Source organism: Coprococcus sp. RTP21204st1_G4_RTP21204_210225, assembly GCF_040915385.1.
Taxonomy (GTDB): Bacteria; Bacillota; Clostridia; order Lachnospirales; family Lachnospiraceae; genus Allocoprococcus; species Allocoprococcus comes.
Window position 1 is genome coordinate 146,547 of record NZ_JBCPDP010000004.1, and the last position, 25,976, is coordinate 172,522.

Annotated in this window: 22 protein-coding genes, 1 tRNA gene and 1 pseudogene; 21 read left to right on the forward strand and 3 right to left on the reverse strand. The window is 43.0% G+C overall.

From position 1 onward, the window contains the following. The first annotated feature begins 11 nt into the window (after positions 1-11). The 9 genes from AB5213_RS05265 (at position 12) to AB5213_RS05305 (ending at position 8,776) form a co-directional block, all read left to right on the forward strand. Positions 12-1,019, forward strand: a complete 1,008-nt coding sequence (locus AB5213_RS05265; protein WP_215633969.1) for a TRAP transporter substrate-binding protein — start codon at positions 12-14, stop codon at positions 1,017-1,019. Positions 1,020-1,161: 142 nt separating this feature from the next. Beyond that, on the forward strand, positions 1,162-1,719 hold the full coding sequence (gene efp, locus AB5213_RS05270; protein WP_022220387.1) for an elongation factor P: 558 nt from the start codon (positions 1,162-1,164) through the stop codon (positions 1,717-1,719). A 251-nt stretch (positions 1,720-1,970) separates the two neighbouring features. Then, positions 1,971-2,804, forward strand: a complete 834-nt coding sequence (locus AB5213_RS05275) for a DUF5688 family protein (protein WP_008375058.1) — start codon at positions 1,971-1,973, stop codon at positions 2,802-2,804. A 15-nt stretch (positions 2,805-2,819) separates the two neighbouring features. Further along, positions 2,820-3,197, forward strand: a complete 378-nt coding sequence (locus AB5213_RS05280) for a PBECR2 nuclease fold domain-containing protein (RefSeq protein WP_215633968.1) — start codon at positions 2,820-2,822, stop codon at positions 3,195-3,197. Positions 3,198-3,540: 343 nt separating this feature from the next. Beyond that, positions 3,541-4,254 (forward strand): response regulator transcription factor, encoded by a 714-nt coding sequence (locus AB5213_RS05285; RefSeq protein ID WP_215633967.1) that lies wholly within the window; start codon positions 3,541-3,543, stop codon positions 4,252-4,254. Continuing rightward, entirely contained in the window at positions 4,241-5,401 is a 1,161-nt protein-coding gene (locus tag AB5213_RS05290) for a HAMP domain-containing sensor histidine kinase (protein WP_215633966.1), read from the forward strand. Before AB5213_RS05285 ends, AB5213_RS05290 begins: the two co-directional genes overlap by 14 nt. Positions 5,402-5,470: 69 nt before the next feature. After that, on the forward strand, positions 5,471-6,136 hold the full coding sequence (locus tag AB5213_RS05295) for an ABC transporter ATP-binding protein (RefSeq protein ID WP_215633965.1): 666 nt from the start codon (positions 5,471-5,473) through the stop codon (positions 6,134-6,136). Further along, positions 6,133-8,520, forward strand: coding sequence for an FtsX-like permease family protein (locus AB5213_RS05300; protein ID WP_368276402.1), 2,388 nt, complete (start codon positions 6,133-6,135; stop codon positions 8,518-8,520). Before AB5213_RS05295 ends, AB5213_RS05300 begins: the two co-directional genes overlap by 4 nt. A 13-nt stretch (positions 8,521-8,533) precedes the next feature. Beyond that, positions 8,534-8,776, forward strand: coding sequence for a hypothetical protein (locus AB5213_RS05305; RefSeq protein ID WP_055155610.1), 243 nt, complete (start codon positions 8,534-8,536; stop codon positions 8,774-8,776). Between the two features lie 19 nt (positions 8,777-8,795). On the opposite strand, the gene AB5213_RS05310 is transcribed toward AB5213_RS05305, so the two are convergent. After that, positions 8,796-8,867 (reverse strand) — tRNA-Arg (locus AB5213_RS05310). A 258-nt stretch (positions 8,868-9,125) separates the two neighbouring features. On the opposite strand from AB5213_RS05310, the gene AB5213_RS05315 reads away from it, so the two are divergent. From AB5213_RS05315 to AB5213_RS05340, 6 genes are all read left to right on the forward strand, one after another. Next, a complete protein-coding gene (locus AB5213_RS05315) occupies positions 9,126-9,749 on the forward strand; it encodes a hypothetical protein (RefSeq protein WP_215633962.1) in 624 nt (207 codons plus the stop codon). Between the two features lie 252 nt (positions 9,750-10,001). Continuing rightward, positions 10,002-11,768 (forward strand): arginine--tRNA ligase, encoded by a 1,767-nt coding sequence (argS, locus tag AB5213_RS05320; protein WP_215634016.1) that lies wholly within the window; start codon positions 10,002-10,004, stop codon positions 11,766-11,768. Positions 11,769-11,819: 51 nt separating this feature from the next. Then, complete coding sequence (locus AB5213_RS05325; RefSeq protein ID WP_215633961.1) at positions 11,820-12,965, forward strand: alanyl-tRNA editing protein; 1,146 nt, start codon at positions 11,820-11,822, stop codon at positions 12,963-12,965. A 19-nt stretch (positions 12,966-12,984) separates the two neighbouring features. Next, positions 12,985-13,764 carry a CPBP family intramembrane glutamic endopeptidase gene (locus tag AB5213_RS05330; protein ID WP_118217225.1) on the forward strand — a complete coding sequence of 260 codons (780 nt, stop codon included), beginning with the start codon at positions 12,985-12,987 and terminating at the stop codon, positions 13,762-13,764. A 147-nt stretch (positions 13,765-13,911) separates the two neighbouring features. Then, positions 13,912-18,447 (forward strand): glutamate synthase large subunit, encoded by a 4,536-nt coding sequence (gene gltB / locus AB5213_RS05335; RefSeq protein ID WP_215633960.1) that lies wholly within the window; start codon positions 13,912-13,914, stop codon positions 18,445-18,447. Between the two features lie 12 nt (positions 18,448-18,459). Next, positions 18,460-19,959, forward strand: a complete 1,500-nt coding sequence (locus tag AB5213_RS05340) for a glutamate synthase subunit beta (protein WP_215633959.1) — start codon at positions 18,460-18,462, stop codon at positions 19,957-19,959. Positions 19,960-20,063: 104 nt separating this feature from the next. Here AB5213_RS05340 and AB5213_RS05345 read toward each other — a convergent pair whose 3' ends face one another. Then, positions 20,064-20,432 carry a VOC family protein gene (locus AB5213_RS05345; protein ID WP_117556070.1) on the reverse strand — a complete coding sequence of 123 codons (369 nt, stop codon included), beginning with the start codon at positions 20,430-20,432 and terminating at the stop codon, positions 20,064-20,066. A gap of 385 nt (positions 20,433-20,817) precedes the next feature. On the opposite strand from AB5213_RS05345, the gene AB5213_RS05350 reads away from it, so the two are divergent. After that, positions 20,818-21,996, forward strand: a complete 1,179-nt coding sequence (locus AB5213_RS05350; RefSeq protein WP_270222843.1) for an NlpC/P60 family protein — start codon at positions 20,818-20,820, stop codon at positions 21,994-21,996. A gap of 181 nt (positions 21,997-22,177) precedes the next feature. On the opposite strand, the gene AB5213_RS05355 is transcribed toward AB5213_RS05350, so the two are convergent. Then, a complete protein-coding gene (locus AB5213_RS05355; protein ID WP_215633957.1) occupies positions 22,178-22,534 on the reverse strand; it encodes a zinc-ribbon domain-containing protein in 357 nt (118 codons plus the stop codon). On the opposite strand from AB5213_RS05355, the pseudogene AB5213_RS05360 reads away from it, so the two are divergent. From AB5213_RS05360 to rpsA, 5 genes and pseudogenes are all read left to right on the forward strand, one after another. Beyond that, positions 22,519-22,914, forward strand: a pseudogene (locus tag AB5213_RS05360) (tyrosine-type recombinase/integrase); the annotation flags it as partial. The gene AB5213_RS05355 and the pseudogene AB5213_RS05360 overlap by 16 nt on opposite strands. 125 nt (positions 22,915-23,039) lie before the next feature. Further along, positions 23,040-23,627, forward strand: coding sequence for an RNA 2'-phosphotransferase (locus tag AB5213_RS05365; RefSeq protein WP_368276403.1), 588 nt, complete (start codon positions 23,040-23,042; stop codon positions 23,625-23,627). Positions 23,628-23,656: 29 nt separating this feature from the next. Beyond that, positions 23,657-23,824 carry a hypothetical protein gene (locus tag AB5213_RS05370; protein WP_008375100.1) on the forward strand — a complete coding sequence of 56 codons (168 nt, stop codon included), beginning with the start codon at positions 23,657-23,659 and terminating at the stop codon, positions 23,822-23,824. Between the two features lie 47 nt (positions 23,825-23,871). Next, complete coding sequence (gene ispH, locus AB5213_RS05375) at positions 23,872-24,726, forward strand: 4-hydroxy-3-methylbut-2-enyl diphosphate reductase (RefSeq protein ID WP_055155600.1); 855 nt, start codon at positions 23,872-23,874, stop codon at positions 24,724-24,726. After that, positions 24,707-25,786 carry a 30S ribosomal protein S1 gene (gene rpsA / locus AB5213_RS05380; protein WP_055155599.1) on the forward strand — a complete coding sequence of 360 codons (1,080 nt, stop codon included), beginning with the start codon at positions 24,707-24,709 and terminating at the stop codon, positions 25,784-25,786. Before ispH ends, rpsA begins: the two co-directional genes overlap by 20 nt. Positions 25,787-25,976: the final 190 nt, after the last annotated feature.

Below are 25,976 nucleotides of genomic sequence, written 5' to 3' on the forward strand. Positions count from 1 at the left end.
GAGGTAGCAGCATGAAGAAAGCAGTAAGAATGGCGGTAGCGGCAGGAATGTGTGTGGCACTTGCACTTAGTGCGGGGTGTCAGAAAAAGACGGTTGCGGATGATGAGGTACAGCGATATGCATGGCCGCTTGCAACGGCAAGTCCGGAGGATACCGTAACACAGATTTATGCAGAAAAATTTGCGGAAGAAGTAGAAGAATTAAGTGATGGCAAGATGAAGATCCAGGTCTATCCGAACGGTACGATCGGAGGGGACAGAGAGCTTCTGGAGAGCTGTAAGGATGGGGATATTCCGTTTGTGATCCAGAATACCGCACCGCAGGTAACTTTCATGCCGGACCTTGCGGTGTTTGATATTCCGTGCCGATTCAGTACGATTGATGAAGTACGTGAAAAGGTAGATGATCCGGAGTTCTATGGACTTCTGGAGGATGTCTATGAGAATGGTGGATATAAGCTCCTTGGCTATGCAGACCAGGGATTCCGTGTTATGTCAACGAATAAAATGGTCGAATCATTGGCTGATTTTAAAGGACAGAAGATCCGTACCATGGAGAATTCCTACCATATGGATTTCTGGAAAAAACTGAAAGCATCTCCGACACCGATGAGTTTCAGTGAGGTGTATATTGGGCTGCAGCAGGGAACCATTGATGCCCAGGAGAATCCATACGAGGTTATCGTATCCAACAAGCTTTATGAACAGCAGGATTATGTTGTGGAAACCAATCACCTGCCGCATCTGATCTCTCTGATCGTCAGTGATGAATTTTTTCAGGATCTGCCGGAAGATAAGCAGGCAATCCTTGTAGAAGCTGCTGAGATCGCCAAAGAAGAGACTCGCCAGGCATCGGATGACCGGATTGCAGACAAGATCAAAGTAATTGAGGACAGTGGAACACAGATTGTTACACTTAGTGATGAACTGAGAGCTGAAATCCGTGAGGCAGTGCAGCCGGTTTACGATGAAATCGAGAAAAATGTGGATAAAAAACTCTATAATGCCTATATGAAATAGCAAAAAAATACGGAAAATCAGGGAAATCTGTAATTGATTGAAATTTTTTGTTGAAAAATAGAGTTTTTTATTATAGAATTATAAGTAATGTATATAAAAAGTAAAAGGAATGCCCCAGGGCATATATAAGGAGGATATTACAATGATTTCAGCAGGCGATTTTAGAAATGGTCTTACAGTACTGATCGAAGGTAACATTTATCAGATTCTGGAATTCCAGCATGTAAAACCGGGAAAGGGAGCAGCTTTCGTTAGAACAAAACTTAAAAACATCATCAGTGGTGGTGTAGTAGAAAAGACTTTCCGTCCGACAGAGAAATTCGATACCGCTCATATCGACAGAAAAGATATGCAGTATCTGTATTCTGATGGTGAACTCTATCACTTCATGGATGTTGAGACATTCGACCAGATCGCAGTTGATGGAGATACTGTAGGAGATTCCCTCAAGTTTGTAAAAGAGAACGAGATGGTTAAAGTATGTTCACATGAAGGTAACGTATTCTCAGTAGAGCCGCCGATCAGTGTGGAACTTGAAGTTACAGAGACAGAGCCGGGAGTAAAAGGTGATACAGCTACAGGTGCTACCAAACCGGCTATCGTTGAAACAGGAGCAAGTGTTCTTGTACCGCTTTTCGTTAACCAGGGTGACAAGATCAAAATTGATACCCGTACAGGAGAGTACAGCTCAAGAGCATAATCCTTTCGTCATAATTCACAAAATTAAGACAGAGATAAAAGCCGAAAGCAGAGGCAGGTCCTCATGCTTTCGGCTTTTTTGCATGTCAATGCCATTTTGGAGGGAAAAAGAATGTTCTTGTAATCTGAAAAAAGGGCAGATATAATTGGCAGTACACACCTGCTTGAATGCAGGTGATATTCAAATCATAAGCTGCCTTAAGATGGCAGAAAAGGTTTTTTGCGGCGCATGGCTTTCGGGAAGGAGAACGGATGAATTATACAGAATTTATGAATGCTATGTTATGCGAGATCAGAGGACAAGTAGATGCGCAGGTGAGGACGGAGTTGTACACCGTGACGAAGAATAATGGAACCAGAAGAACAGGGATTCTTTTTAAGCAAGAGGACAGCAACCTTGCACCGACGATCTATCTGGAGGAATTTTACCAGAAGTATCTGAAGGGGCAGCAGGTACCGGATCTGGCGGATTCCATTTGCAGTATTTATCAGGAGATACGGGTGAAGAAGACCTGTGATTGTCAGAATCTGTTTGATTTTAATCATGTAAAAGAGCATATCGTGTACAAGCTGATCCGGCGGGATGCCAACGAAGAACTGTTAAAGCAGATTCCTTATGAGCCGTTCCTGGATCTGGCAGTGGTCTATTATATCCAGATAGACAACACACGCTTTGGCTCGGCGGCGATCCAGATCCGCAACGAGCATCTGCGGTACTGGCGTGTGGAAAAGGAAGAAATCCGCCGTCTTGCCGAGAAGAATACACCGCGGATCTATCCGGTGCAGATCCGGCAGATTGTGCGCTTTATGTATGTGGCGACGAACGAGCAGTGCAGTCTGGGGGCAGCAGTGATGCGGTATCCGGATTTCCGGGAAAAGGTCAGGGGGATGATCAGAGGGGATTTCTATATCCTGCCAAGCAGTATCCATGAAGTGATACTGGTGCCGGAAAGCTTTGGACTGGAGCCGGAGCGGATGCAGGAAATGGTAAAAGAGATCAATCAGACCGGAGTGGCACCGGAGGAAGTGCTTTCGGATTCCGTGTATTACTTTGATGGGGAAGAGATTCGGATCGTGGCGAAGTAGGGATAGATTATAAACGTGTATAGAGTAGGGAAAATTGACAGGGAAATATACCATTGTATAGCAGAGGATATAGTAACAGATGAAGTTATTATAACTGTTGTGCAGATTATGCATATTCGGGAAAGACATCCCAATGATTATGAACTTTTTTCTACATACTTTGACGAGATAATACGGGATTCGGATTATATAATTGAAGCGAAGAAACCCAATACAGCGTTGATACTAAAAGAAATTAAGGACGTTAAAGAAGTATTTAAAATGGTTTTACGTTTGATTACATCAAAGGATAATCTGGACTACAAAAATTCAATTATCACATTTATGAAAATAGATGATAAGGAATGGAACAGGCTGCTGCGCAACAAGAAAATTCTTTACAAAAGAGAATAATATTGATATACTGAATGTAGAGAAAAATTCATTCATATGATTATCTAAGGTGGAAGATTTCGTGCGATCCACACGCCGATGGTATAGACAGGGGAAACCTGAGAGATGCAGGAGAAGCGCACGCCTGCTGGATAATCATTTGAAGAAGACTTAAAGAGGTGTCGCAGGTTTGCGGCACCTTTTTGTGTATACGATGAGCCAAGTGCAGATTTGTGCTTGCACAAGAATCTGTATTTTGCGAATGTACATCACCTGGCTGTTAAGCGAGATGGTGTACAAAGTATACGAATCAAGTAGGAGTCAGCTTACGTAATCATACAATATAAAGAAAGGAATTCCGAGCATGAACACAGAAATTTTAGTAATTGAAGATGACGACCTGGTAAGACAGGGAATCGTAGACATCCTGGAACTAAAGGGATGGAATGCGGTTGCAGTGAAGTCTTGTAGCGAAGCACTCGTAAGGATCCGAGGAGAAGAATATATGCTGTATGTACTGGACATGAAGCTGCCAGACGGGAACGGAATCATGCTCTGCAGGGAGATCCGCAGATATACAGACAATCCCATTCTTTTCTTATCAGCCTATGACAGTGAAGAATTTATCGTAGAAGGATTTGAAGCGGGAGCAAATGACTATGTGATCAAGCCTTTCCGCACATTTGAATTTATTGCGAGAATCAAGGCTTTGCTGCGACGTACCGGTATGCAAAACGGCAAGAAAGTGAAAAAAGGAATTAAAAGCGGAGAATATGAACTGGATTTGCAGAATCAGATTTTGCAGAAGGATGGTGTCCGAATCGATCTTACAAGGACCGAATATCAGATTCTGTGCAGCCTTCTTGCAAACGCACCGAATCTTGTTGCGAGGGAGTTCCTGTTGGACACTATTTGGGATTTCAATGAAAATTATATCGATGACAATACCTTGTCTGTACATATGAACCGGCTGAGAAAGAAGCTGACTGCAGAAAATGAGCAGGATCCGATTGAGACAAAGCGTGGAGTCGGTTATGCATGGACGCTGAAAGCTGAGGATGTGTATGATGAGATCTGAGAGAAAGACGGAGAAATGGAGAATACCGGGAAAATGGACTCTGATTTTTCTTTTGATATTGCTGGCTTTTTATGGATACCAGAATATTCTTGCAGAAAATTATGAAAGACAGGTTGTTTCCTGGATCGGACAGACAGAAAAAGACAGAACGGTTTCTGCCTTTACAGAACCGGATGAAGAAGCATATCAGAAGGGCTGCGAGGCATTGAAAGAGGCAGGGTATGAAGAGACAGGAAAAATCTGGCTGGAAAAGAGAATCCGAAGTTACGGAATAGGTGTGTTTGTGGCTGCGATCGGCATCATCTGCATTGTTGGTCTGCTGACAGAACTGCACATGGAGAAAAGACGGAAAAAAGCACTGGATAATCAATTGGCAGAAAAAGACAGGGGACTGGAAGCAAAGCTGGCGGAAGAAAAAGAATTTCTGCATCGTGACCGGCAGAAAATGGGAACTTACATGGAAAATATTTCCCATCAGCTAAAAACACCGATCGCGGGAACACTTCTGAATCTGGAGGTGCTTCTTGTGACAGAAGAGGATGAAAAACGGTATCAGAAGCTGGAAGACTGTGTGAAAAAGGTGCAATGGATGTCCGATATGACGATCGTGCTTCTTAGGCTTGCGCAGATTGATTCCGGGAAAATCTGGATGAAGCGGAAAAAAGAAAATCTGACCGGACTGATCGAAGAATGTATAGACAGAACACAGCCTTTAGCGGAAGAAAAAGGAGTTGGATTTGAAATGGATGTTCCAAAAGAATGCCTGCTTTCCTGCGACGGATTCTGGCTGAAAGAGGCAATGGAAAATGTACTGAAAAATGCCGTAGAATATGCAGATACAGGAAGCCTGATTCAGATTCTGCTGAAAGAAGATACGGACTATTATAAGCTGTATATCACCAATTGGGGAAAACGGATTGAAGAAGAGAAAAGAGAGCTGATTTTTGACCGTTTCTACCAGATGGAACAGGGAAGTGGAATCGGAATTGGTCTGCATCTGGCAAGGGAAATTGTCACGCTCCATCAGGGAACACTGAAGGTTGTGGATCGAAGCGGCTTGGAGGAGGCGACAACCTTCCAGTTTATACTGCCGAAGATGATCGCAAAAGATCATGCACAGGAAGAAATAAATCTTACGATTTCGTAAGATTAGGGTAAGTGAATCGAAAGACTGATCTGATATAGTAAGACTAACAAATGAAGGAGGTGGCAGAAGATGAAAACCGTAATCAGACTGGACAAGGTAAGCAAAAGCTATACCCTTGGTGAAAAGAAAATCACAGCATTAAAGGAGTTTTCTTTTGAAGTGAAAAGCGGTGAATTTGTGGCAGTGATGGGACGAAGCGGATCCGGGAAATCTACTTTTCTTAAGATTGCAGGAACACTGGAAAAGTCAGATACCGGAGCAGTTTTCCTGAATGGAATACAGATTAACGGGCTTTCCCAAAAGAAGATCTGCAAGATCCGGCAGAAGAAAATCGGGTTTATTTTCCAACAGTATCAGTTACTGCCGGAGTATACGATCTGGGATAATGTATGCATGACGCTTTATATCGCGCATACGGTACCGGATAAAGCTTATATCCGACAGCTTCTTGAAAAGGTCGGATTATGGGACAGGAACGGAGATTATCCGGATCAGTTATCTGGTGGAGAGCAGCAGAGAGTGGCAATTGCCCGTGCAATGGCAGCAAAGCCGGGAGTGATCCTTGCGGATGAACCGACCGGGAATCTGGACTATCAGACCGGACAGGAGATCATGAAACTGATCTGCGCATCCAGAGAGCTTTACCGTCAGACAATTGTCATGGTGACACATGATATGGACAATGCCAATTATGCGGACAGGATTGTGTATATGGAAGATGGTGCATTGCGATGAAAAGACATGGAATTGAACGGGAACTCAGTATAAAAAGAATCCGCAGCCAGAAGAAATATAGTATCCTGATAGTCTCAATCCTGCTTCTTACCTGCACACTGATTCAGATTGGTTTTCAGATGTCGGAAGGACTGAAAGCCGCATATATCGAGAATCGTAAAGCAGTATATGGGGAGTGGGAACAGGTATTTGTGGATATGGATGAAAGCTCGGTAAAAGTAGCAGAAGAGAATCCATTTCTTGCACCGACCGGGAAAATAAGTATCTATGGGGCAATCGCCGGAGATTATCTGGAAAACCGTCAGATGAATATCGGGACAATGGACGAGACGGCGTGGAAGCTTGGCAGACTGGAAATGAAAGAAGGACGCCTGCCGGAAAATGAGCATGAGATCGTAATGGAATACAGTACACTTCGCTCACTTGGATATGAGGAGATGCTTGGAAAAGAGATTACACTGGATATTACACCGGCGCTTTCCATTCTGGAGCAGAGGGAATCAAAAAGCTATTCGTATACTTTATGCGGGATCCTAAAAGATTATCAGATAAACTGGGAAATCTGCAACCGGCATCGTTTTCCAACTGGAATTGTGACACAGGAAGGCGGGAACAGGATCGGCTCTGTTCAGGATATGCATATGCTTGTAAAAGCGAAAGAAGGCAGTGAAAGTGTTTATAAAGATCTGAAAGACAGCGAAGAATTTACCTGTGGCATGGATGACAATGTGGAACAGGACAAACTTTCTGATGTAAGTCTTCCGTATATGGATTTTCTGGAAAATATCCGTTTGCTGATTGGTGGTGCGTCGATCTGTATCCTGTTTCTTACGGTATCGCGTTCGATTATCTCAAGAGAACAGTTCTGGAGGTTCCTGGATGCACTTGGAATGAGAAGAGGGCAGATGTACCAGATTATTTTCTGGGAAGCAGTTCTGTTTGGTGCAGGAGCTGTTATTGTTGGAAATCTTGCAGGGATTGGGATTTACCAGCTGGTTATCCCTGCTTTTGAAAAGATAACCGAGCAGACATTACCACAGGCGGTTGCATGGGAAGGAGTCCTTTTTGGAACTGGCTTCAGTATCTTATGTATTGCTGCAAGTTATGGACTCAGTGCAGTACAGCTTCGCATACTTCTGAAAGAAAAAAAGAAGAAAGTTCAGAAAAGAAGGGGAAAGTACAGGAAGATCGTCCGGTTCACGCCGGGAAGAGTTTTACTTCATAAATGGCAGATGCATCGAGTGCGTAAGAGTGTAGAAATTGTTCTTCTGGCAAGTGCTTTGCTGATCGTGGGATTTGGAAAGATGGAAATATCAACCAGACAGGAAGAACTGAAAGTATATCAAAGGCTGACAGGAAATGGATACTATTTGAGTACAATGGAGATTACGAATTCTCCGGGAATTTCCAGGCAGACAGTTGATAAACTGGAACAGGTTGCCGGAGTAACTTCTGTAGAACAATATCATAACAATGAAAAAGAGGAGTTCTGGATTGATCTGTCAGAATATGCTGAAAGCGAGTATTTTCAGAAAGTAGTCGAAACATTGGTGGCATATCTGAATGAGACATCAATCAAGGAAAAGATATCTATTGAGAAAGTAAGATTGTCTTTGCTTACAATAGACAGATGGCAGGATATACAGCGTTTTCTGAGAAATCTGGATGAAGGCAGCCTGACAAAAGAAGAATTTGAACAGGGAGATTTTTGCATTCTGGATCTTACAGAGTTGCAGGAATATGACGGAAAATATCTGAGTGCATTCAGCCCGGACGGACAAGGAATATCAGAAGATACGGTACAGGTTGGTGATGAACTTCCGGTTTATACATTGAATGAGAATGGAAGTAGAAACGAAAATCCGATTCCAGTAACAGCGATTTTACGTGGCATGAAGGAAGAAGATGTGCGGAATCCACAGATAGGTGGATCTGGTATATCGATGATTGTTGGAAAGAATTTCTGGAAGAAATTTGGGAAAAGCAGAATTATGGAATATGATCAGATTGTAAAAATTCTGGTATCGGATGATGCGGATGCGTATGATACGGAAGGGCATATTCTAAGTATTTTAAAACAGGGAACAGCTGTAAATGTGCAGAATAACCATGAAGAGTATAAGAAAATACGTCAGGAATTATATTCCTTTATAGGAATGTACAGCATTTTTGCAGTGTTTTACATGATTCTGATTTCCATAGTTTTGTATCAGATGTTTCTTGCGGAGAAGCAGGAAGAAAAAAGAGAAGGGGAAATCTTACAGTCACTTGGAATGGAAGAAAAGTTCCTGAAGAAAATGCATCGGATAGAAGTTCTTTGGATGACGGGATGCGCAGGAGTGATTGGAGTTCTTACGTTATGGGGTGCTTGCCGACTGATATAGAGGAGGCTTCAAGATGAAGAAAACCTATATCCTATATTGCTGCATAATCAGCGTTATTCTAATGCCGTTCAAATGGTTTGCACCGGAGAATATGACGGATTTATCGGAATGGGGATTTAAGTGTATTTCCAATCCGGTTGGAATCGTGTTGCTCATTATTGGTGTTCTGCTGATTCAGGCAAAGCGTATAGAAGCAAAAGAACGGATTCAGGTGGGAATTGGATTAGTGGCAATAAAAAAGACTGTCAAGCCATAAAAGCTTCACAGTCTTTTCACGTCCCTGATCAGAATCGAACTGACGCACCCGCCTCCGGAGGGCGGTGCTCTATCCACTGAGCTACAAGGACATTTACTAATATAGCACTTGCCCAGAAAAAAATCAAGAAGAAATTTCGAACAGGACAAGTAAAACGGGATGAACAGAATAGCAGCCGAAATACCATTTGAAAGTGATTTGATACACAGAGTGGGCATCAGCATAAAGCAATTTTAATGCAGAAAAAGAATAAATAATCGCTTCGACAAAACCAGTCAAAACAAGTCTTCCTTCGCTATTGACGCAAAAGCGGGCATTGCGTATGATAGGTGGCAAAGGAGGAAATGCCATGTCGGAAGAAAAAAGGATGCCCGTCCTTACAGGCCAAAAGAAGCAGATTTTCTACACTGGTCTTGTGTATCTGCTGGTCTGCTTTATGACGGCGGGAGTCACCGCTTTTCTTACGAAAGAGAAAAAAGATGAGGTAAAAGAAGTAAGTGCAGTTGTTACAGAAGAGCCAAAAGTAAATACCGGATACGCAGCGATGGAAACCAATCCACTTCTGGAGAACCGGGACGAAGAGCTTGCGGATGCAGTAGAAGCATACTATCAGGAACTTTCCGGAAAAGAAGCCTATGCCGAAGCATATGATGGGATTGCGATTTACACGAAAGACGGCAAAGCAAAAGGCAGCAGGATTCTGTATGTACGGTACAATATGAAGATCCGTGGAATTTATACTGAAGTACCGGGACTTGAAACCTTATATGCGGTCAAGGACAAAGATGGAAAATTCGATATTCAGGCAGAGATCTCTGACGAGCAGATTCAGACGATAATTGAAGAAGTTTCCGCACAGACAGATGTGCAGGAGATGTTTGCACAGGTAGAAGCGGATTATGAACAGGCACTTGGTTCAGATGCAATGCTCGCACAGGCGGTGGAAGATCTGAAAAATGCAGTGGATCAGTAACACTGTAAATACAGCGAGCCAGTAACGTCTGAAAAAAGCGGTAAAGTCTATGAAAAAATGTTGTGCGTCAGCAGAAGTGGATGCTGTCTTGCCAAAAATTCATAAAGAATGCAGAATTTCAGGCAACATCCAGTCTCCGGATTACGATTTTCTATTGCGCTTACATAAGGATTCAGATATAATAAATAAAGCGGCGCAGGCAAAGAGTCTGCGCTAACGTTTATGATGAAAAAGAGAGGAACGATCGATACTATGAAGAAGATCCTGGATCTGATTACAGAAGAAATGGAACAGGCATTTGCAGATGCCGGATACGAGAAAGAACTGGCGCGTGTTACACTTTCCAACCGCCCGGATTTATGTGAATATCAGTGCAATGGCGCGATGGCAGGTGCAAAAAAGTACCACAAAGCACCGATCATGATTGCAGAAGAAGTTGTGGCAAAGATTCCGGAGAACGGATATATCAGCGGAGCAGAAGCAGTTAAGCCAGGTTTCATCAACCTGAAGACCAACCCGGTAGCAGTCGCAGATTATCTGAACCAGATGGAAGCAGACGAAAAGCTCGGCGCGGAAGAAGTAGAGAATCCAAAGACAATCGTTATTGATTACGGCGGACCGAACGTGGCAAAACCGCTTCACGTCGGACATCTCCGCTCCGCGATCATCGGAGAAAGCGTAAAGAGAATCACCCGTTTTATGGGCAATAAAGTGGTTGGTGATATCCACCTTGGAGACTGGGGATATCAGATGGGACTGATTATCACAGAACTGAAGAAACGCCAGCCGGATCTTCCGTATTTTGATGATAATTTCACCGGAGAATATCCAAAAGAAGCACCATTTACCATCAGTGACCTGGAGGAAATCTATCCGGCAGCGTCCGCTTATGCAAAAGAGCATGATGATTACAGAGAAGAAGCACTGGATGCGACCTTCCAGCTGCAGAGCGGAAAGCGCGGTTACCGTGCAATCTGGGATCACATTATGAATGTGTCTGTGACAGACTTGAAGAAAAACTATGCGAACCTGAATGTTGAATTTGACCTCTGGAAAGGGGAATCTGACGCACAGAAATACATCCCGGATATGGTGGAAAGACTGAAGAAGGAAGGCTATGCGCATATTGATAATGGAGCACTCGTGGTAGATGTCAAAGAAGAGACTGATACCAAAGAGATCCCACCGTGTATGATCCTGAAGTCCGACGGTGCAGCACTTTATGATACCACAGACCTTGCAACACTGGTAGAGCGTGAAGAACTGTTCCAGCCGAACGAAGTTATCTATGTAGTTGACAAACGTCAGGAACTGCATTTTGTACAGGTATTCCGCTGCGCGAAGAAGACCGGCATTGTAAAAGAGGATACAAAGCTTACTTTCCTTGGATTTGGTACGATGAACGGAAAAGACGGGAAACCGTTCAAGACCAGAGAAGGCGGCGTTATGCGTCTTGAGAACCTGATCCGCGAGATCACAGAAAAGATGTATGAAAAGATCACAGAGAACCGTACAGTATCGGAAGAAGAGGCAAAAGCAACAGCGAAGATGGTCGGAATGGCTGCGATCAAATACGGAGACCTCTCCAACCAGGCAGCAAAAGACTATGTATTCGATGTAGACAGATTCACTTCTTTTGAAGGAAATACAGGTCCGTACATCCTGTACACCATCGTTCGTATCAAATCAATCCTGAACAAGTACAAAGAATCAGGAAAGAGTATGGACGATATCAAGATCCTTCCGGCTACAAGTGAGAGCGAAAAGGCTCTGATGCTGGAAGCTGCGAAGTTTGGCAGTGTGATGGAGAATGTATACGAAGAACTTGCACCACACAAGATCTGCGCATATATTTATGATCTTGCAAATGCATTTAACCGTTTCTACCATGAGACAAAGATCCTGGCAGAAGAGGATGAACAGAAGCAGAAGAGCTACATTGCCCTTCTTACACTGACAAGAGACATTTTGACAACCTGCATCGATCTGCTTGGATTTGAAGCACCGGAAAGAATGTAAAAAGGCAGAAGCATCAGAAGTAATGACAATGCGATAAAGAGGCGAGGACATATGACAGAGAAATTGTTTTACATAGACAGTCACCTGCAGGAATTTACTGCGGAGGTTGTGTCCTGCCGCCCGTGTGATAACGGATATGAGGCAGTTCTTTCAAGAACTGCCTTTTTTCCAGAAGGCGGTGGACAGGCAGCAGATACCGGAGTGATTGACGGGATCAGAGTATATGATGTACAGGAAAAAGGAGACCAGATCTTTCACTATCTGGAAGGAGAACTGGAGGAAGGAAAGACCGTGACCGGTCAGATCGACTGGGACAAACGTTTTTCACGGATGCAGCAGCACAGTGGAGAACATATCGTATCGGGAATCGTTCATGCACGTTTTGGATATGATAATGTGGGATTCCATTTGAATGATGAGCTGTGCACTCTGGACTTAAGTGGTCCGCTCACGAAGGAGGAGCTTCGCGAGGTGGAAAATGCGGCAAATGAAGCGGTATTTGCAAATGTGCCGGTTCAGGTAAGCTATCCGTCCAAAGAAGAACTGAAGACGCTGGATTACCGCAGTAAGATTGAGATTGACGGTCAGGTGCGTATCGTGACGATACCGGGATATGACGTGTGTGCCTGTTGTGCACCGCATGTGTATTTTACCGGAGAGATCGGTCTTATCAAACTGGTGCAGAGTCAGAATTATAAAGGCGGTATCCGGATTACTATGCTGTGCGGAAGAAGGGCACTGAAGGATTATCAGCAGAAAGAAGAAAGCGTGAAGGCGATCATGGGAAGCCTTTCAGCGAAGGAAGAATTGATTGCTGAAGCAGTTGAACGCGTAAAAGAGGAATGTACACAGCTGAAGAGTGAACTTGCAGAGACAAGATATCAGATTCTTGAAGCACAGGCAGAAAAAATTCCGGAGGGACAGAAAAAGGTCTGTATTTTTGATAGCAAATTAAGTGGGAATGAACCACGTGAGCTTATGAACCTTGTACTGAAAAAAGGAACAGAAGTATGTGCGGTATTTGCAGGAAACGAAGAGAGTGGATACCGTTATGTGATCGGCAGTGAGACAGAGGATGTGCGCCCGTACAGCAAGATTCTCAAAGAACAGTTTGACGGAAGAGGCGGTGGAAAACCGGTCATGGTACAGGGTTCTGTAAATGGAAGTGAAGAGGCAATCCGAAAAGTTTTTGAGTAAGAGAAGGCGGAGATGAAGAATGCGAGACAGGAAAACAGGGAGAATTATCTGGTATTTGTTCAGTGCGGTTCTGATCAAATGGGGTGTGGAGATCGCAGTAGCGACATTTGCACTTTCCTGCGGTCTGCGCAGCAATATGGGAATTGGGGCAGTCTCTTCGATCATCACGATCCCAATGATTGCGTGGATCTACCGGAAAGATCAGGGACGCTATGAAAAGCAGCAGGAATCCTGGTGGAAATATAAAGCGGCTTCCCGATATGGAATGTGGCTTGTTATGATCGTCGGTGCAGTGACTGCGTGTGTGGCGATGAATGATATCGTCATGCTGATGAATATGCAGAGGATCAGCCAGGTTTATCAGAGCACAGAGCAGATCATTTACAGTGCACCGCGTTGGCTTCAGCTGGCGGGAGCCGGGATTCTGGCTCCGGTCGCAGAAGAGCTTGTTTACCGCGGGATGATCTACCGGCGGATGCGCGAGAGCCTTACCGCTGTGCAGGCAGGTGTGTTTGTATCCATTTTGTTCGGTGTCGGTCATGGAAATCTGCCACAGGGACTTTATGCAATGGTACTCGGACTTCTGCTTGCCTGCATTTATGAGAAATTCCGGAATATTGCAGCTCCGATCCTGTTCCATATTGTTGTGAATATTACGTCATTATTGCTTTCGTGGTATGGGGGCTTTGAATGGATTCTGGGAACAGAGGGAAAAGCAGTTGGAATTACTGTACTGGCTACGTTGATTACTGTTATAATTTATGTAAAAATAAAAAATATAAGACAAGAAATACGATAATTAACTGAAAAATACTGAAAAAGTTTACAAAATAAATAATATCTGACAATTTCTGTAAAATTAGGGGTTTACTTTTGCAGACAAATGCTGTATAGTGTTAAATCATAAAAGCAACAACAAAACCGTTTTACAGAAAGGGCAGGTTATATGAGTGTAATACAACAAAATACAGAACAAGGCTTATACAGCCCTGATTTTGAGCATGACAACTGCGGTATCGGAGCTGTTGTGAACATCAAAGGGCAAAAGAGTCATGATACAGTCGCAAATGCGCTGAAAATCGTAGAAAATCTTGAACATAGAGCTGGCAAGGATGCCGAAGGGAAGACAGGAGACGGTGTAGGAATACTGTTACAGATTTCGCACAAGTTCTTTACAAATGTCTGTCGTCCCCTCGGCATCTTTTTAGGTTCTGAGAGAAATTACGGTGTGGGAATGTTTTTCTTCCCACAGGACGAACTGAAAAGGAATCAGGCAAAAAATATTTTCGAAGTCATTGTCGAAAAAGAAGGACTGAAATTCCTTGGATGGAGGGAAGTGCCGATCCGTAAAGAGATCCTTGGAAAGAAAGCACTCGAATGCATGCCGTGCATTATGCAGGGATTTATCGAACGACCGAAAAAAGTAAAACAAGGACTGGATTTTGACCGCAGACTTTATGTGGTAAGAAGAGTCTTTGAACAGAGCAGTGATGATACCTATGTAGCATCCCTGTCAAGCAGAACCATCGTGTACAAAGGAATGTTCCTTGTAAAACAGCTCCGGATGTTCTTTGAAGATCTGCAGAACCCGGATTATGAATCTGCAATTGCAGTTGTACATTCCAGATTCAGTACAAACACTAATCCAAGCTGGGAAAGAGCACATCCGAACCGTTTCATCGTACATAACGGAGAGATCAATACCATTCGTGGCAATGCAGATAAGATGCGGGCCAGAGAGGAAAACATGGAATCCGAGCATCTGGAAGGAGAGCTTTATAAAGTCCTTCCGGCAATCAATACCGCAGGTTCCGATTCTGCCATGCTGGATAACACGCTGGAATTCATGGTGATGAGTGGTATGCCGCTTCCGTTGGCAGTTATGATCACTATTCCGGAGCCATGGGCACAGAATGCAACGATGTCACAGAAAATCAAGGATTTTTATCAGTATTACGCAACGATGATGGAGCCATGGGACGGACCGGCATCCATCCTGTTCTCAGATGGAGATATTTTAGGAGCTGTACTTGACCGAAATGGACTCAGACCTTCCAGATATTACATCACAGATGATGACACACTGATCCTTTCTTCTGAGGTTGGTGTTCTGGATATCCCGCCGGAGAAGATCGTAGTCAAAGAAAGAATCCATCCAGGTAAGATGCTTCTTGTTGATACCGTTCAGGGGCGTGTCATCGACGACCAGGAACTGAAAGAAGAATATGCGGCAAGACAGCCTTATGGCGAATGGTTGAACAGTCAGTTGGTCAATTTAAGCGATTTAAAGATTCCGAATCAGAAAGTACCGCAGTATTCTAGAGAAGAATGCCAGAGACTGCAGAAAGCATTTGGATATTCTTACGAAGAAGTGAAGACTTCTATTTTAAATATGGCAATGAATGGAAGCGAAGGAATCGGAGCCATGGGTATCGATGCACCACTTGCCGTTCTTTCTGAGCAGCATCAGTCTCTGTTTGGATATTTTAAACAGTTATTTGCACAGGTAACGAACCCGCCGATTGACGCGATCCGTGAAAAAATCGTGACTTCGACAACGGTATATGTCGGAGAAGAAGGAAACCTTTTGGAACAGAAAGAGGAAAACTGTCATGTACTGAAGATCAATGATCCGATCCTGACAGATACCGATCTCCTGAAGATCCGTAACATGAAAGTCGACGGTTTCCGTGTGGCAGAAATTTCTACTACTTATTATAAAAACTCCAGCCTGGAAAAAGCGATCGATTATCTGTTTATCCAGGTAGACCGTGCAATCCGTGAAGGCATGAATATCCTGATCTTAAGTGATAGAGGTGTGGATGAATATCATATTGCGATCCCGTCCCTGCTTGCAACCTCAGCGGTTCATCAGCATCTGGTAAGAACTAAGAGAAGAACAGAGGTTGCCATGATCCTTGAGACCGGAGAACCAAGAGAAGTACATCATTTCGCAACGCTTTTGGGATATGGTGCATCTGCAATCAACCCGTATCTTGCACATGAATCGATCAAACAGTTGATCGATACAGATATGCTTCAGAAAGATTATTATGCAGCAGTCAATGACTATAATGAAGCTGTTATAAGCGGAATTGTCAAAATTGCATCGAAGATGGGAATTTCCACGATCCAGTCTTATCAGGGATCCATGATCTTTGAAGCGATTGGATTAAAACCGGAATTCATTGAAAAATATTTCACCGGAACTGTCAGCCGTGTCGGTGGTATCGGACTAGAAGAAATTGCAAAAGATTATATGGCAAGGCATTCCGAGGCCTTTGATCCGCTGGGACTTTCCGTAGATTTGACGTTGAACAGTGTGGGACAACACAAGTCGAAGAGCGGTGGTGAAAAGCATCTGTACAACCCGAGAACGATCCATATGCTCCAGCAGTCTACAAGGCGCGGGGATTATGAAATGTTCAAGCAGTACACGCAGATGGTTGATGAAGAATCCAAAGGAATCACACTCCGTGGACAGATGGACTTCAATTATCCAAAGAAAGGAGCTCCGCTTTCAGAAGTAGAGAGTGTGGATTCAATCGTGACCAGATTCAAGACCGGTGCAATGTCTTACGGATCAATTTCAAAGGAAGCACACGAAACCCTTGCCCTTGCAATGAATGCACTGCACGGTAAGTCAAACTCCGGTGAAGGCGGAGAGGATATCGAGCGCCTTGGAACCGACAGAGGTTCTGCGATCAAACAGGTTGCCAGTGGACGTTTTGGTGTTACAAGCAGATACCTTGTCAGTGCAAAAGAGATCCAGATCAAGATGGCGCAGGGAGCAAAACCTGGAGAAGGTGGACATCTGCCGGGGGGAAAGGTTTACCCTTGGGTAGCAAAAACCAGACATTCTACGCCGGGTGTGGGACTGATCTCACCGCCGCCGCATCACGATATTTACTCAATCGAAGATCTGGCACAGTTGATCTATGACTGTAAAAATGCAAACAAGGATGCAAGAATTTCTGTCAAACTGGTATCTGAAGCCGGTGTCGGAACGGTTGCAGCGGGTGTTGCAAAAGCTGGGGCCGGACTGGTTCTGATCTCCGGTTATGATGGAGGTACAGGAGCAGCACCGAGAAGTTCTATCCATAATACCGGACTTCCGTGGGAGCTTGGACTTTCTGAAACACATCAGACACTGATTCAGAACGGACTGAGAGAAAGAGTCCGTATCGAGACAGACGGTAAGCTGATGAGCGGTCGTGATGTGGCGATCGCAGCACTTCTCGGTGCAGAGGAATTTGGATTTGCGACGGCACCGCTTGTAACCATGGGGTGCGTAATGATGCGTGTATGTAACCTGGATACCTGTCCGGTCGGAATTGCAACCCAGAATCCGGAACTGAGAAAGAGATTTGCCGGAAAACCAGAATATGTCATCAACTTCATGCGTTTTATCGCGGAAGAATTAAGAGAATATATGGCAAAACTTGGCATTCGTACTGTGGATGAACTGGTGGGAAGAACAGACCTTCTGAAAGTGAGAGATGTGCCGACATCCAAACGTGCCGCAACACTGGATCTTTCCAGAATTCTCAATAATCCGTATGCAAAAGAGAAGAAAGGTATGATCTTCAATCCGAAGAAAGTCTTTGATTTTGAACTAAATAAAACACTGGATGAAAGAGTTCTGGTAAAGGAACTTCTTCCGTCACTGGAAAAGAAACAGAAGAGAATCCTGGAGCTGGATGTAAAAAATACAGACCGTACATTCGGCACAATCTTCGGTTCTGAGATTACAAGACGTTATCCGGACGGACTGGAAGAAGACAGCTATGTGCTGAAATGTAAGGGCGCAGGCGGACAGTCATTCGGAGCATTTATACCAAAAGGTCTGACACTGGAACTGACCGGTGACAGCAATGATTATTTTGGAAAAGGACTTTCCGGTGGTAAACTGATCGTTTATCCGCCGACTGGTGTGAAATTTAAAGCTGATGAAAATATTATTATTGGTAACGTAGCGCTTTATGGTGCAACAAGCGGAAAAGCCTATATCAATGGTGTGGCAGGCGAACGTTTCTGTGTCCGTAACTCCGGAGCAACAGCAGTTGTAGAAGGGGTCGGTGATCATGGATGCGAATATATGACTGGTGGACGGGTTGCAATTCTTGGCAAGACCGGAAAGAACTTTGCAGCAGGTATGAGTGGCGGTGTTGCCTACGTTCTGGATATGGACAGTGATCTTTATACAAAAGTCAACAAACAGATGGTTAATATCGAAAAAGTAACATCTAAGTTCGATGTATCTGAATTGAAAGGTATGATCGAAGAACATGTAGCAGCAACCAATTCCGAGACGGGAAAAGAAATCCTGGATCATTTCAAAGAATATCTGCCGAAGTTTAAGAAGATCATTCCGCGTGATTACGAGAGAATGCTGACCCGCATCCTTCAGCTGGAAGAAAAAGGTCTCAGCAGCGAACAGGCAAAAACCGAAGCATTTTATGCGATCAAAGAAGGAAGATAGGAGGCCAAAAACGTGGGAAAAGCAACAGGATTTATGGATTATGACAGACGCGATGCAGAGTGCGAATCTCCAAAAGAGAGAATTAAGCATTTCCGGGAATTCCACATGCCTCTGTCAAAAGAAGAGCAGGAAATACAGGGCGCCAGATGTATGGCATGCGGCGTCCCTTTCTGCCAGGCGGGACAGATGATCGCAGGGATGGCAAGCGGCTGTCCTCTGCATAATCTGGTGCCGGAGTGGAATGACCTGATTTATCACGGCAACTGGGAAGAGGCATATTACCGGCTGAAAAAGACAAACAATTTTCCGGAATTTACTTCCAGGGTATGCCCGGGACTTTGTGAGGCGGCATGTACCTGCAACCTGCACGGAAGCCCGGTGACGACTAAAGCAAATGAATATGGGATTATTGAAAATGCTTACGAAAAGGGATATGCAAAAGCATGTCCGCCGAAAGCGCGTACCGGTAAAAAGATAGCGATAATCGGTTCCGGACCTTCCGGTCTCGCAGTCGCAGATCAGTTAAATAAACGAGGACATCTGGTAACAGTATTTGAGCGGGAAGATAAGCCGGGTGGACTTCTCCGCTATGGAATCCCGAATATGAAGCTGGAAAAACAGTTCATCGACCGGAAACTTGCAGTAATGGAAGAAGAAGGCATCCGTTTTGAAACTGGCTGCAATATTGGAAAAGATAAGAAATCTGCAGAACTTCTGAAAGCGTTTGACCGGGTGGTGCTTTGTTGCGGTGCATCCCATCCGCGTGATATAAAAGTACCCGGAAGAGATGCGAAAGGAATCTACTTTGCAGTAGATTTTCTGAAATCAACTACGAAATGTCTCTGGAAAAATGAGATGCAGCTGAAAGAAGGCGAATATATTTCTGCAAAGGACAAAAATGTAATTGTCATCGGTGGTGGCGATACGGGAAATGATTGTGTTGGAACGTCGATCCGTCATGGTGCAAAATCCGTTCTTCAGCTGGAAATGATGCCGAAACTTCCGGATGAGAGAAGCGCTATGAATCCATGGCCGGAGTGGCCGAGAGTCTGCAAGACAGACTATGGTCAGCAGGAAGCAATTGCTCTCTGGGGACATGATCCGAGGGTTTATCAGACAACGGTAAAGGAATTTGTCAAAGATAAGAATGGAAATCTTTGCAAGGTGGTTCTTGTGAAACTGGAAAGCAAGAAGGATGAAAAGACCGGACGTATGATGATGGCAGAGGTCGCAGGAAGTGAGTACACGGTAAATGCAGAACTGGTGCTGATCGCAGCGGGGTTCCTCGGAAGTGAGGATTATGTGACAAAGGCATTCGGTGTGGAAGTCAATGAGCGCACGAATGTTAAAACAGCTCCGGGTGAGTATAAAACGAATGTGCCGAATATATTTACGGCAGGAGATATGCACAGAGGACAGTCGCTGGTTGTGTGGGCAATCCGGGAAGGAAGAGAAGCGGCACAGCAGATAGATCTGGATCTGATGGGGTATACGAATCTGTCAGTACAGTAATTAGTGGCGTTTGATTTTATGAAGGCGTAGCCCGCCGCAAGGTGTAGGAAGTGGTTCCTACACCTTGCGGCGGGCTACGCTTTTAATGAAAATGTGCAATAGATTTATTTTTCAGGTACGATTTCTAACCAGTAGCCGTCTGGGTCTTCGATGAAGTAGATACCCATGGACTCATTTTCGAAACAGACGCAGTTCATTTCTTTATGGTGTGCGAGGGCGGCATCCATGTCGTCTACGGTGAAGGCGAGGTGGATTTCGTTGTCACCGAGGTCGTATGGGCGGTCCATGTCGCGAAGCCAGGTGAGCTCGAGCTGATGAACGGAGCTTCCATCACCGAGGTAGACGAGCTTAAAACTTCCGTCAGCAGCATCTTTTTCGCGGACTACGGTGAGTCCGAGTGCATCTTTGTAGAATTGAATTGATTTTTCAAGGTCACGTACATTTAAGTTGTTATGGTTGAATTTGAAATTCATAGTGGAATCCTTCTTTCTTATTTAGTATTCTAGATTTATTGATTATGAAGTCAGTTTAGCATAAATAATAAGGATTACGCAAGGAATTCTAAATTCCTTAATTTCTTCTGCAACCAACTAGTTATTGTTCACTTCCGTGTCAATCACTACGCTGACTGGCACGGAGGATGCATGTTTTATCTTGAATGGCATCTTGCTCATCGCCTTGTGTCTCCATTGGATAGTTGCCTGATTATTAGGAGTGATAACGAAAATATCAGTATATTATGATACCCTAGTAGAATATTACAAAAATGTTAAATTGTATTGCAAAAAATAGAAAAATGGTATATAATCGACCACAGGGTTAGGAAAATAATTAGTAAAAAATATAGGATGGGTGATTATGAGAAAATTTAAACAAGCATTTTTGGCATCTGTTCTTGCAAGTTCAATGGTAGTTACGCCAGTATTTGCAGATGATGTCAGCAATCTGCAGAATAGTAAAAATGCAGCACAGAGTGAAGTGAATTCTCTTCAGTCAGAATTGCAGACACTAATTGAAAAAATGAGTAAGCTGGAAGATGATCTGGTGTCAACAGGTCAGCAGATCACACAGGCACAGGATGATCTTACTGTTGCTAAAGAAAAAGAACATCAGCAGTACGAAGATATGAAGAAGCGTATCAAGTATATGTATGAAGAAGGCAACTCGACTGCGATTGAGACTCTGATCAGTGCTGAGAATTTCTCAGACTTGCTTAACAAAGCAGAGTATGTTCAGAACGTACATAGTTATGACAGAAAGCAGCTTCAGGAATATATTGATACCAAGCAGCAGATTGCAGATCTGAAAGCACAGCTTGAAGAAGATCAGGCGAATCTGGAGTCTATGCAGTCTGATTATGAGGCAGAGCAGACGACGCTGAGTAATACGCTGGAATCTAAGAAAGAAGAAGTCGCAGATCTGGATCAACAGCTTCAGGCAGCTGTAGCAGCAGCTGAAGCAAAGAGGCAGGCAGAAGAAGCTGCAAAGGCAGCAAAAGCAGCTGAGTCAACAAAGTCAAATTCGACCGTTGCATCGACAAGCAACAGTGGTTCACAGACTGTAGGTAATACAACAAATAACAATGGTAATAACAACACAACCGTTACACCGAGTGCACCAAGTACACCAAGTACGCCAAGTACCCCGACAGTGACTCCGGATACAAGTAATAATAACAGCAGTAGTGATAACGGTGGAAGTACATATGGCAACGGAAGCGCTATTTTAAGTGCAGCAGCAGCATACCTTGGAGTTCCTTATGTATGGGGCGGTACTTCGGGAAGTGGTGTTGATTGTTCAGGTCTTGTATACCTGGCACATCAGGCATGTGGTATTCCAATTACACGTAACTCATACAGTCAGGGAAGTGGCGGACAGGCAGTGTCAGACCCGCAGCCGGGTGATGTTGTATGTTACGGAGGACATGTGGGAATCTACGCAGGAGGCGGACAGATGATTCATGCACCGCAGCCGGGTGAGGTCGTATGTTATACAAGTGTTAATTATGCATACCACTGGTATAGAAGATACTGGTAAGAAACGAAGTAACTGAAGTAAGTAAAAAAATTTTTTTGCGGAAATCGACGAAAACGTACATAATTCCATGAGAAGTTAAATACTGATTTTTGCTAAAAACTTGAAAAACGTACAAAATAAAAGAGATTTTCATTTGGCATAGGCCATTTGAAAATCTCTTTTTTGAAACTATTTTATTAACCTAAAAAAACTTCTTTTTTCTACGGCGTCCTTTGCAATAAGGACAGGATTCACGATGTCTCTTTTGATAGAAAACTTTATCAGCTGGACTCAATGGATATTTATGTTCAGAGCTTCTTTTACAGTTCCACCAAACCTTTTGTGAATATGTATCTAATATTTCATCGGGATTTACAAGGCAATAGTTTGCAATAAAATCCCAATCTTCCATTAAATCAGGATGAAGCGCGGCAAAGGATGTTTTTCCAGGAAGTGCTTTACGACCGGAACAATAAGGACAATCGGTAACTCCATTTATAACATCGATGATTCGAGCAGGATAATTACCGTGACAAGTAGGGCAACAATTTATTGGCATCACTAGAGCTGAAAGATAAGGTGAATTGGGACTATTTTATTTTGTTGGTTGCAAAAACAGGAATGAGATTTTTTGAACTAATTAAGCAATTGCCAGAGGATAAGCCAATTTTTGTTGATGGGGCAGTATACAATTCAACAGTAAACAATATACTTGCAAGACACTGTAAAGAATGCAATATACCAGTAATATCAATTCATGGATTGCGGCATACGCATGCGTCTTTGCTGCTGTTTACAGGCGTATCTATTGCTAGTGTAGCAAGAAGATTGGGACATTCGAGTATGACAACAACACAGAAAACATATTTACATATTATTCAGGAATTGGAAAATAAAGATATTGATTTAGTTATGCGTTCATTATCAAGTTTAAGTTAACGAATTACACGGCTTGCGTTGATTAAGAGTGATAAGAAAATGACCTGATTTATTTATACAAAAATCGGTATAAATAAGTTGGGTCATTTATTGTGCAGTATATTTGATTATGGTAATATAAAGATATGAATTTTCCAAAAGAAAAGAGAATGAAAATGAATATAACAAGTACAAGTAAATTTGTAAGTTTAATCCTACGCCATAAACCAGAAACAATTGGAATCCAATTGGATGAACATGGTTGGGCAAATGTAGACGGGCTGATTGCCGGAATTTCGAAAACACGTGAATTTAATAGAGAAATGCTGGAAGAAATTGTTTGGACAGATAATAAGCAAAGATTTACCTTTAATGAAGATAAAACAAAGATTCGGGCAAATCAGGGACATTCGATTCCTGTTGATGTAGAATTACCAGCAGCAATACCGCCTGAAACGCTCTGGCATGGAACTGGAGAAAAATATGTTGCATCCATTGATCAACAAGGATTGATTCCAAAGGGTAGGTTATATGTGCATTTATCATCAGACGCAGCTACAGCTACGAAAGTCGGCTCACGTCACGGAAAACCAGTGCTTTATATCGTAAAAACAAAAGAAATGTATGACGATGGATATTCATTTTTCTTATCAAAAAATGGAGTATGGTTAACAAAAGAAGTCCCCGTAAAATATTTAATCAAAGAACAGACAGAAAGATTGCTGAACAGATAGGAACATTCCGGAAAGGTGAGTACTGCCGGGTGTGCGAGCTCCTTGAAAAAACGATTTATGGAGAGGAAGAACTGGAAGAATATGAGAAACGTACACTGAACCGGTTCATGAAAAAACTTACTGTTCCGGGCGAAAAATGTAATCTGAAGATGCGGATGAATCTGCGCTATGCATGTTTCAAATTTCTAGGTATGTAAAAAGAATCACTTATCAGAAAAATAAAAATAACAGGAGGAAACTAAAAATGGAAGTAATACGCGCAAAAAGTGCCGGATTCTGCTTTGGTGTAAAACGCGCTGTCGATACAGTATATGAGCAGGTTGAAAAACAGATGGGAAAACAGATCTATACTTATGGTCCGATCATCCATAATGAAGAGGTTGTAAAGGACATGGAAGCACATGGCGTAAAAGTCCTGCGCGGTGAGGAAGAACTGAAAGGTCTGGAAGAAGGACTGGTGATTATCCGCTCTCATGGTGTTCCAAAGAGAATCTGTGACCTAATGGATGAAAAAGGCATCGAATATGTAGATGCAACCTGTCCGTTTGTGAAAAGAATCCATAAGATTGTTGCCGAAGAAAGTAAAAAAGGTAGCCGGATCATTATCATTGGTAATCCGGATCACCCTGAGGTTGAAGGAATCCGGGGCTGGGCAGGAGAAAATGTAACCGTTATAAAAAATGCAGAAGAAGCAGAAAAATTTGAAAATACTACATCTGAAAGAATTTGTATTGTGTCTCAGACGACATTTAATTACAATAAATTCAAAGATTTAGTTGAAATTATTTCAGAAAAGGGTTATGATATAAGTGTTTTAAATACGATTTGTAATGCAACCAGAGAGCGTCAGACAGAAGCAAGGAGCATTGCAAAAGAGGTGGATGCTATGATTGTAATCGGAGACAAACATAGTTCCAATACCCAGAAACTGTATGAAATATGCAGCAGGGAATGTCACAATACGTACTATATACAGACACTTGACGATTTTGATATGAATCAATTAAGGTCCGTGGAAACAGTAGGTATTACAGCAGGGGCATCCACGCCCAACAATATAATTGAGGAGGTTCAAAATAATGTCAGAATTAACTTTTGAACAAATGTTAGACGAGTCATTTAAAACAATTCATAATGGAGAGGTCGTAGATGGTACTGTAATTGATGTTAAGCCAGATGAAATCATCTTAAATATAGGATACAAAGCAGACGGTATCATCACCAGAAGTGAATATACCAATGATAACAGTGTAGATCTTACAACTGTTGTTTCTGTTGGTGATCCGATGACTGTTAAAGTACTGAAAGTCAATGATGGAGAAGGACAGGTTCTTCTTACATACAAGAGACTTGTTGCAGAAAAAGGTAACGAAAGATTAAAAGAAGCATTCGAGAACAAAGAAGTCCTGAAAGCACCGGTTACTCAGATTCTTGGCGGTGGATTAAGCGTTGTTGTAGATGAAGCAAGAGTATTCATTCCGGCAAGTCTTGTATCAGATACTTACGAAAAAGACCTTTCTAAGTACAAAGATCAGGAAATCGAATTTGTTATCAGCGAATTCAATCCAAGAAGAAACCGTATCATCGGTGACAGAAGACAGCTTCTTGTTGCTGAAAGAGCAGAAAAGCAGAAAGAACTCTTCGCTAAACTTAAAGTCGGTGATGTGATCGAAGGAACAGTTAAGAACGTAACAGATTTCGGTGCATTTATCGATCTCGGCGGAGTAGACGGACTTCTTCATATCTCTGAGATGTCATGGGGAAGAGTTGACAATCCGAAGAAAGTATTCACAGTTGGTGAAACTCTTAAAGTGCTTGTTAAAGATATCCATGATACAAAAGTTGCACTCAGCTTAAAATTCCCGGAGACAAATCCATGGGCTAACGCAGCTGAGAAGTACGCTGTGGGTACAGTTGTAACAGGAAAAGTTGCAAGAATGACAGACTTTGGTGCATTCGTAGAACTTGCTCCTGGAGTAGATGCACTCCTTCATGTATCACAGATCTCAAGAGCACATGTTGAAAAACCTTCAGACGTACTTTCTGTAGGTCAGGAGATTACAGCTAAGATCGTAGATCTTAACGAAGCTGACAAGAAGATCAGCCTTAGCATGAAAGCACTTGAAAATACAGAAGCTCAGGAAGAAACTGAAGAATAATTAAATAAGATATACAAGGATAGAGACTGATTGAAGTCTCTATCTTTTGTTTGAAAAAGTGGTAGACATAACTAACTACAGCTGAAAAAAGTTTTCGGATCCATAAGTGATCTCGATAAGTAAGATGAAAAATTTTACCGAATAGTCAGAAAATTCACAAAGAGAGGTCGTAGTAGCCTCTCTTTTTTGT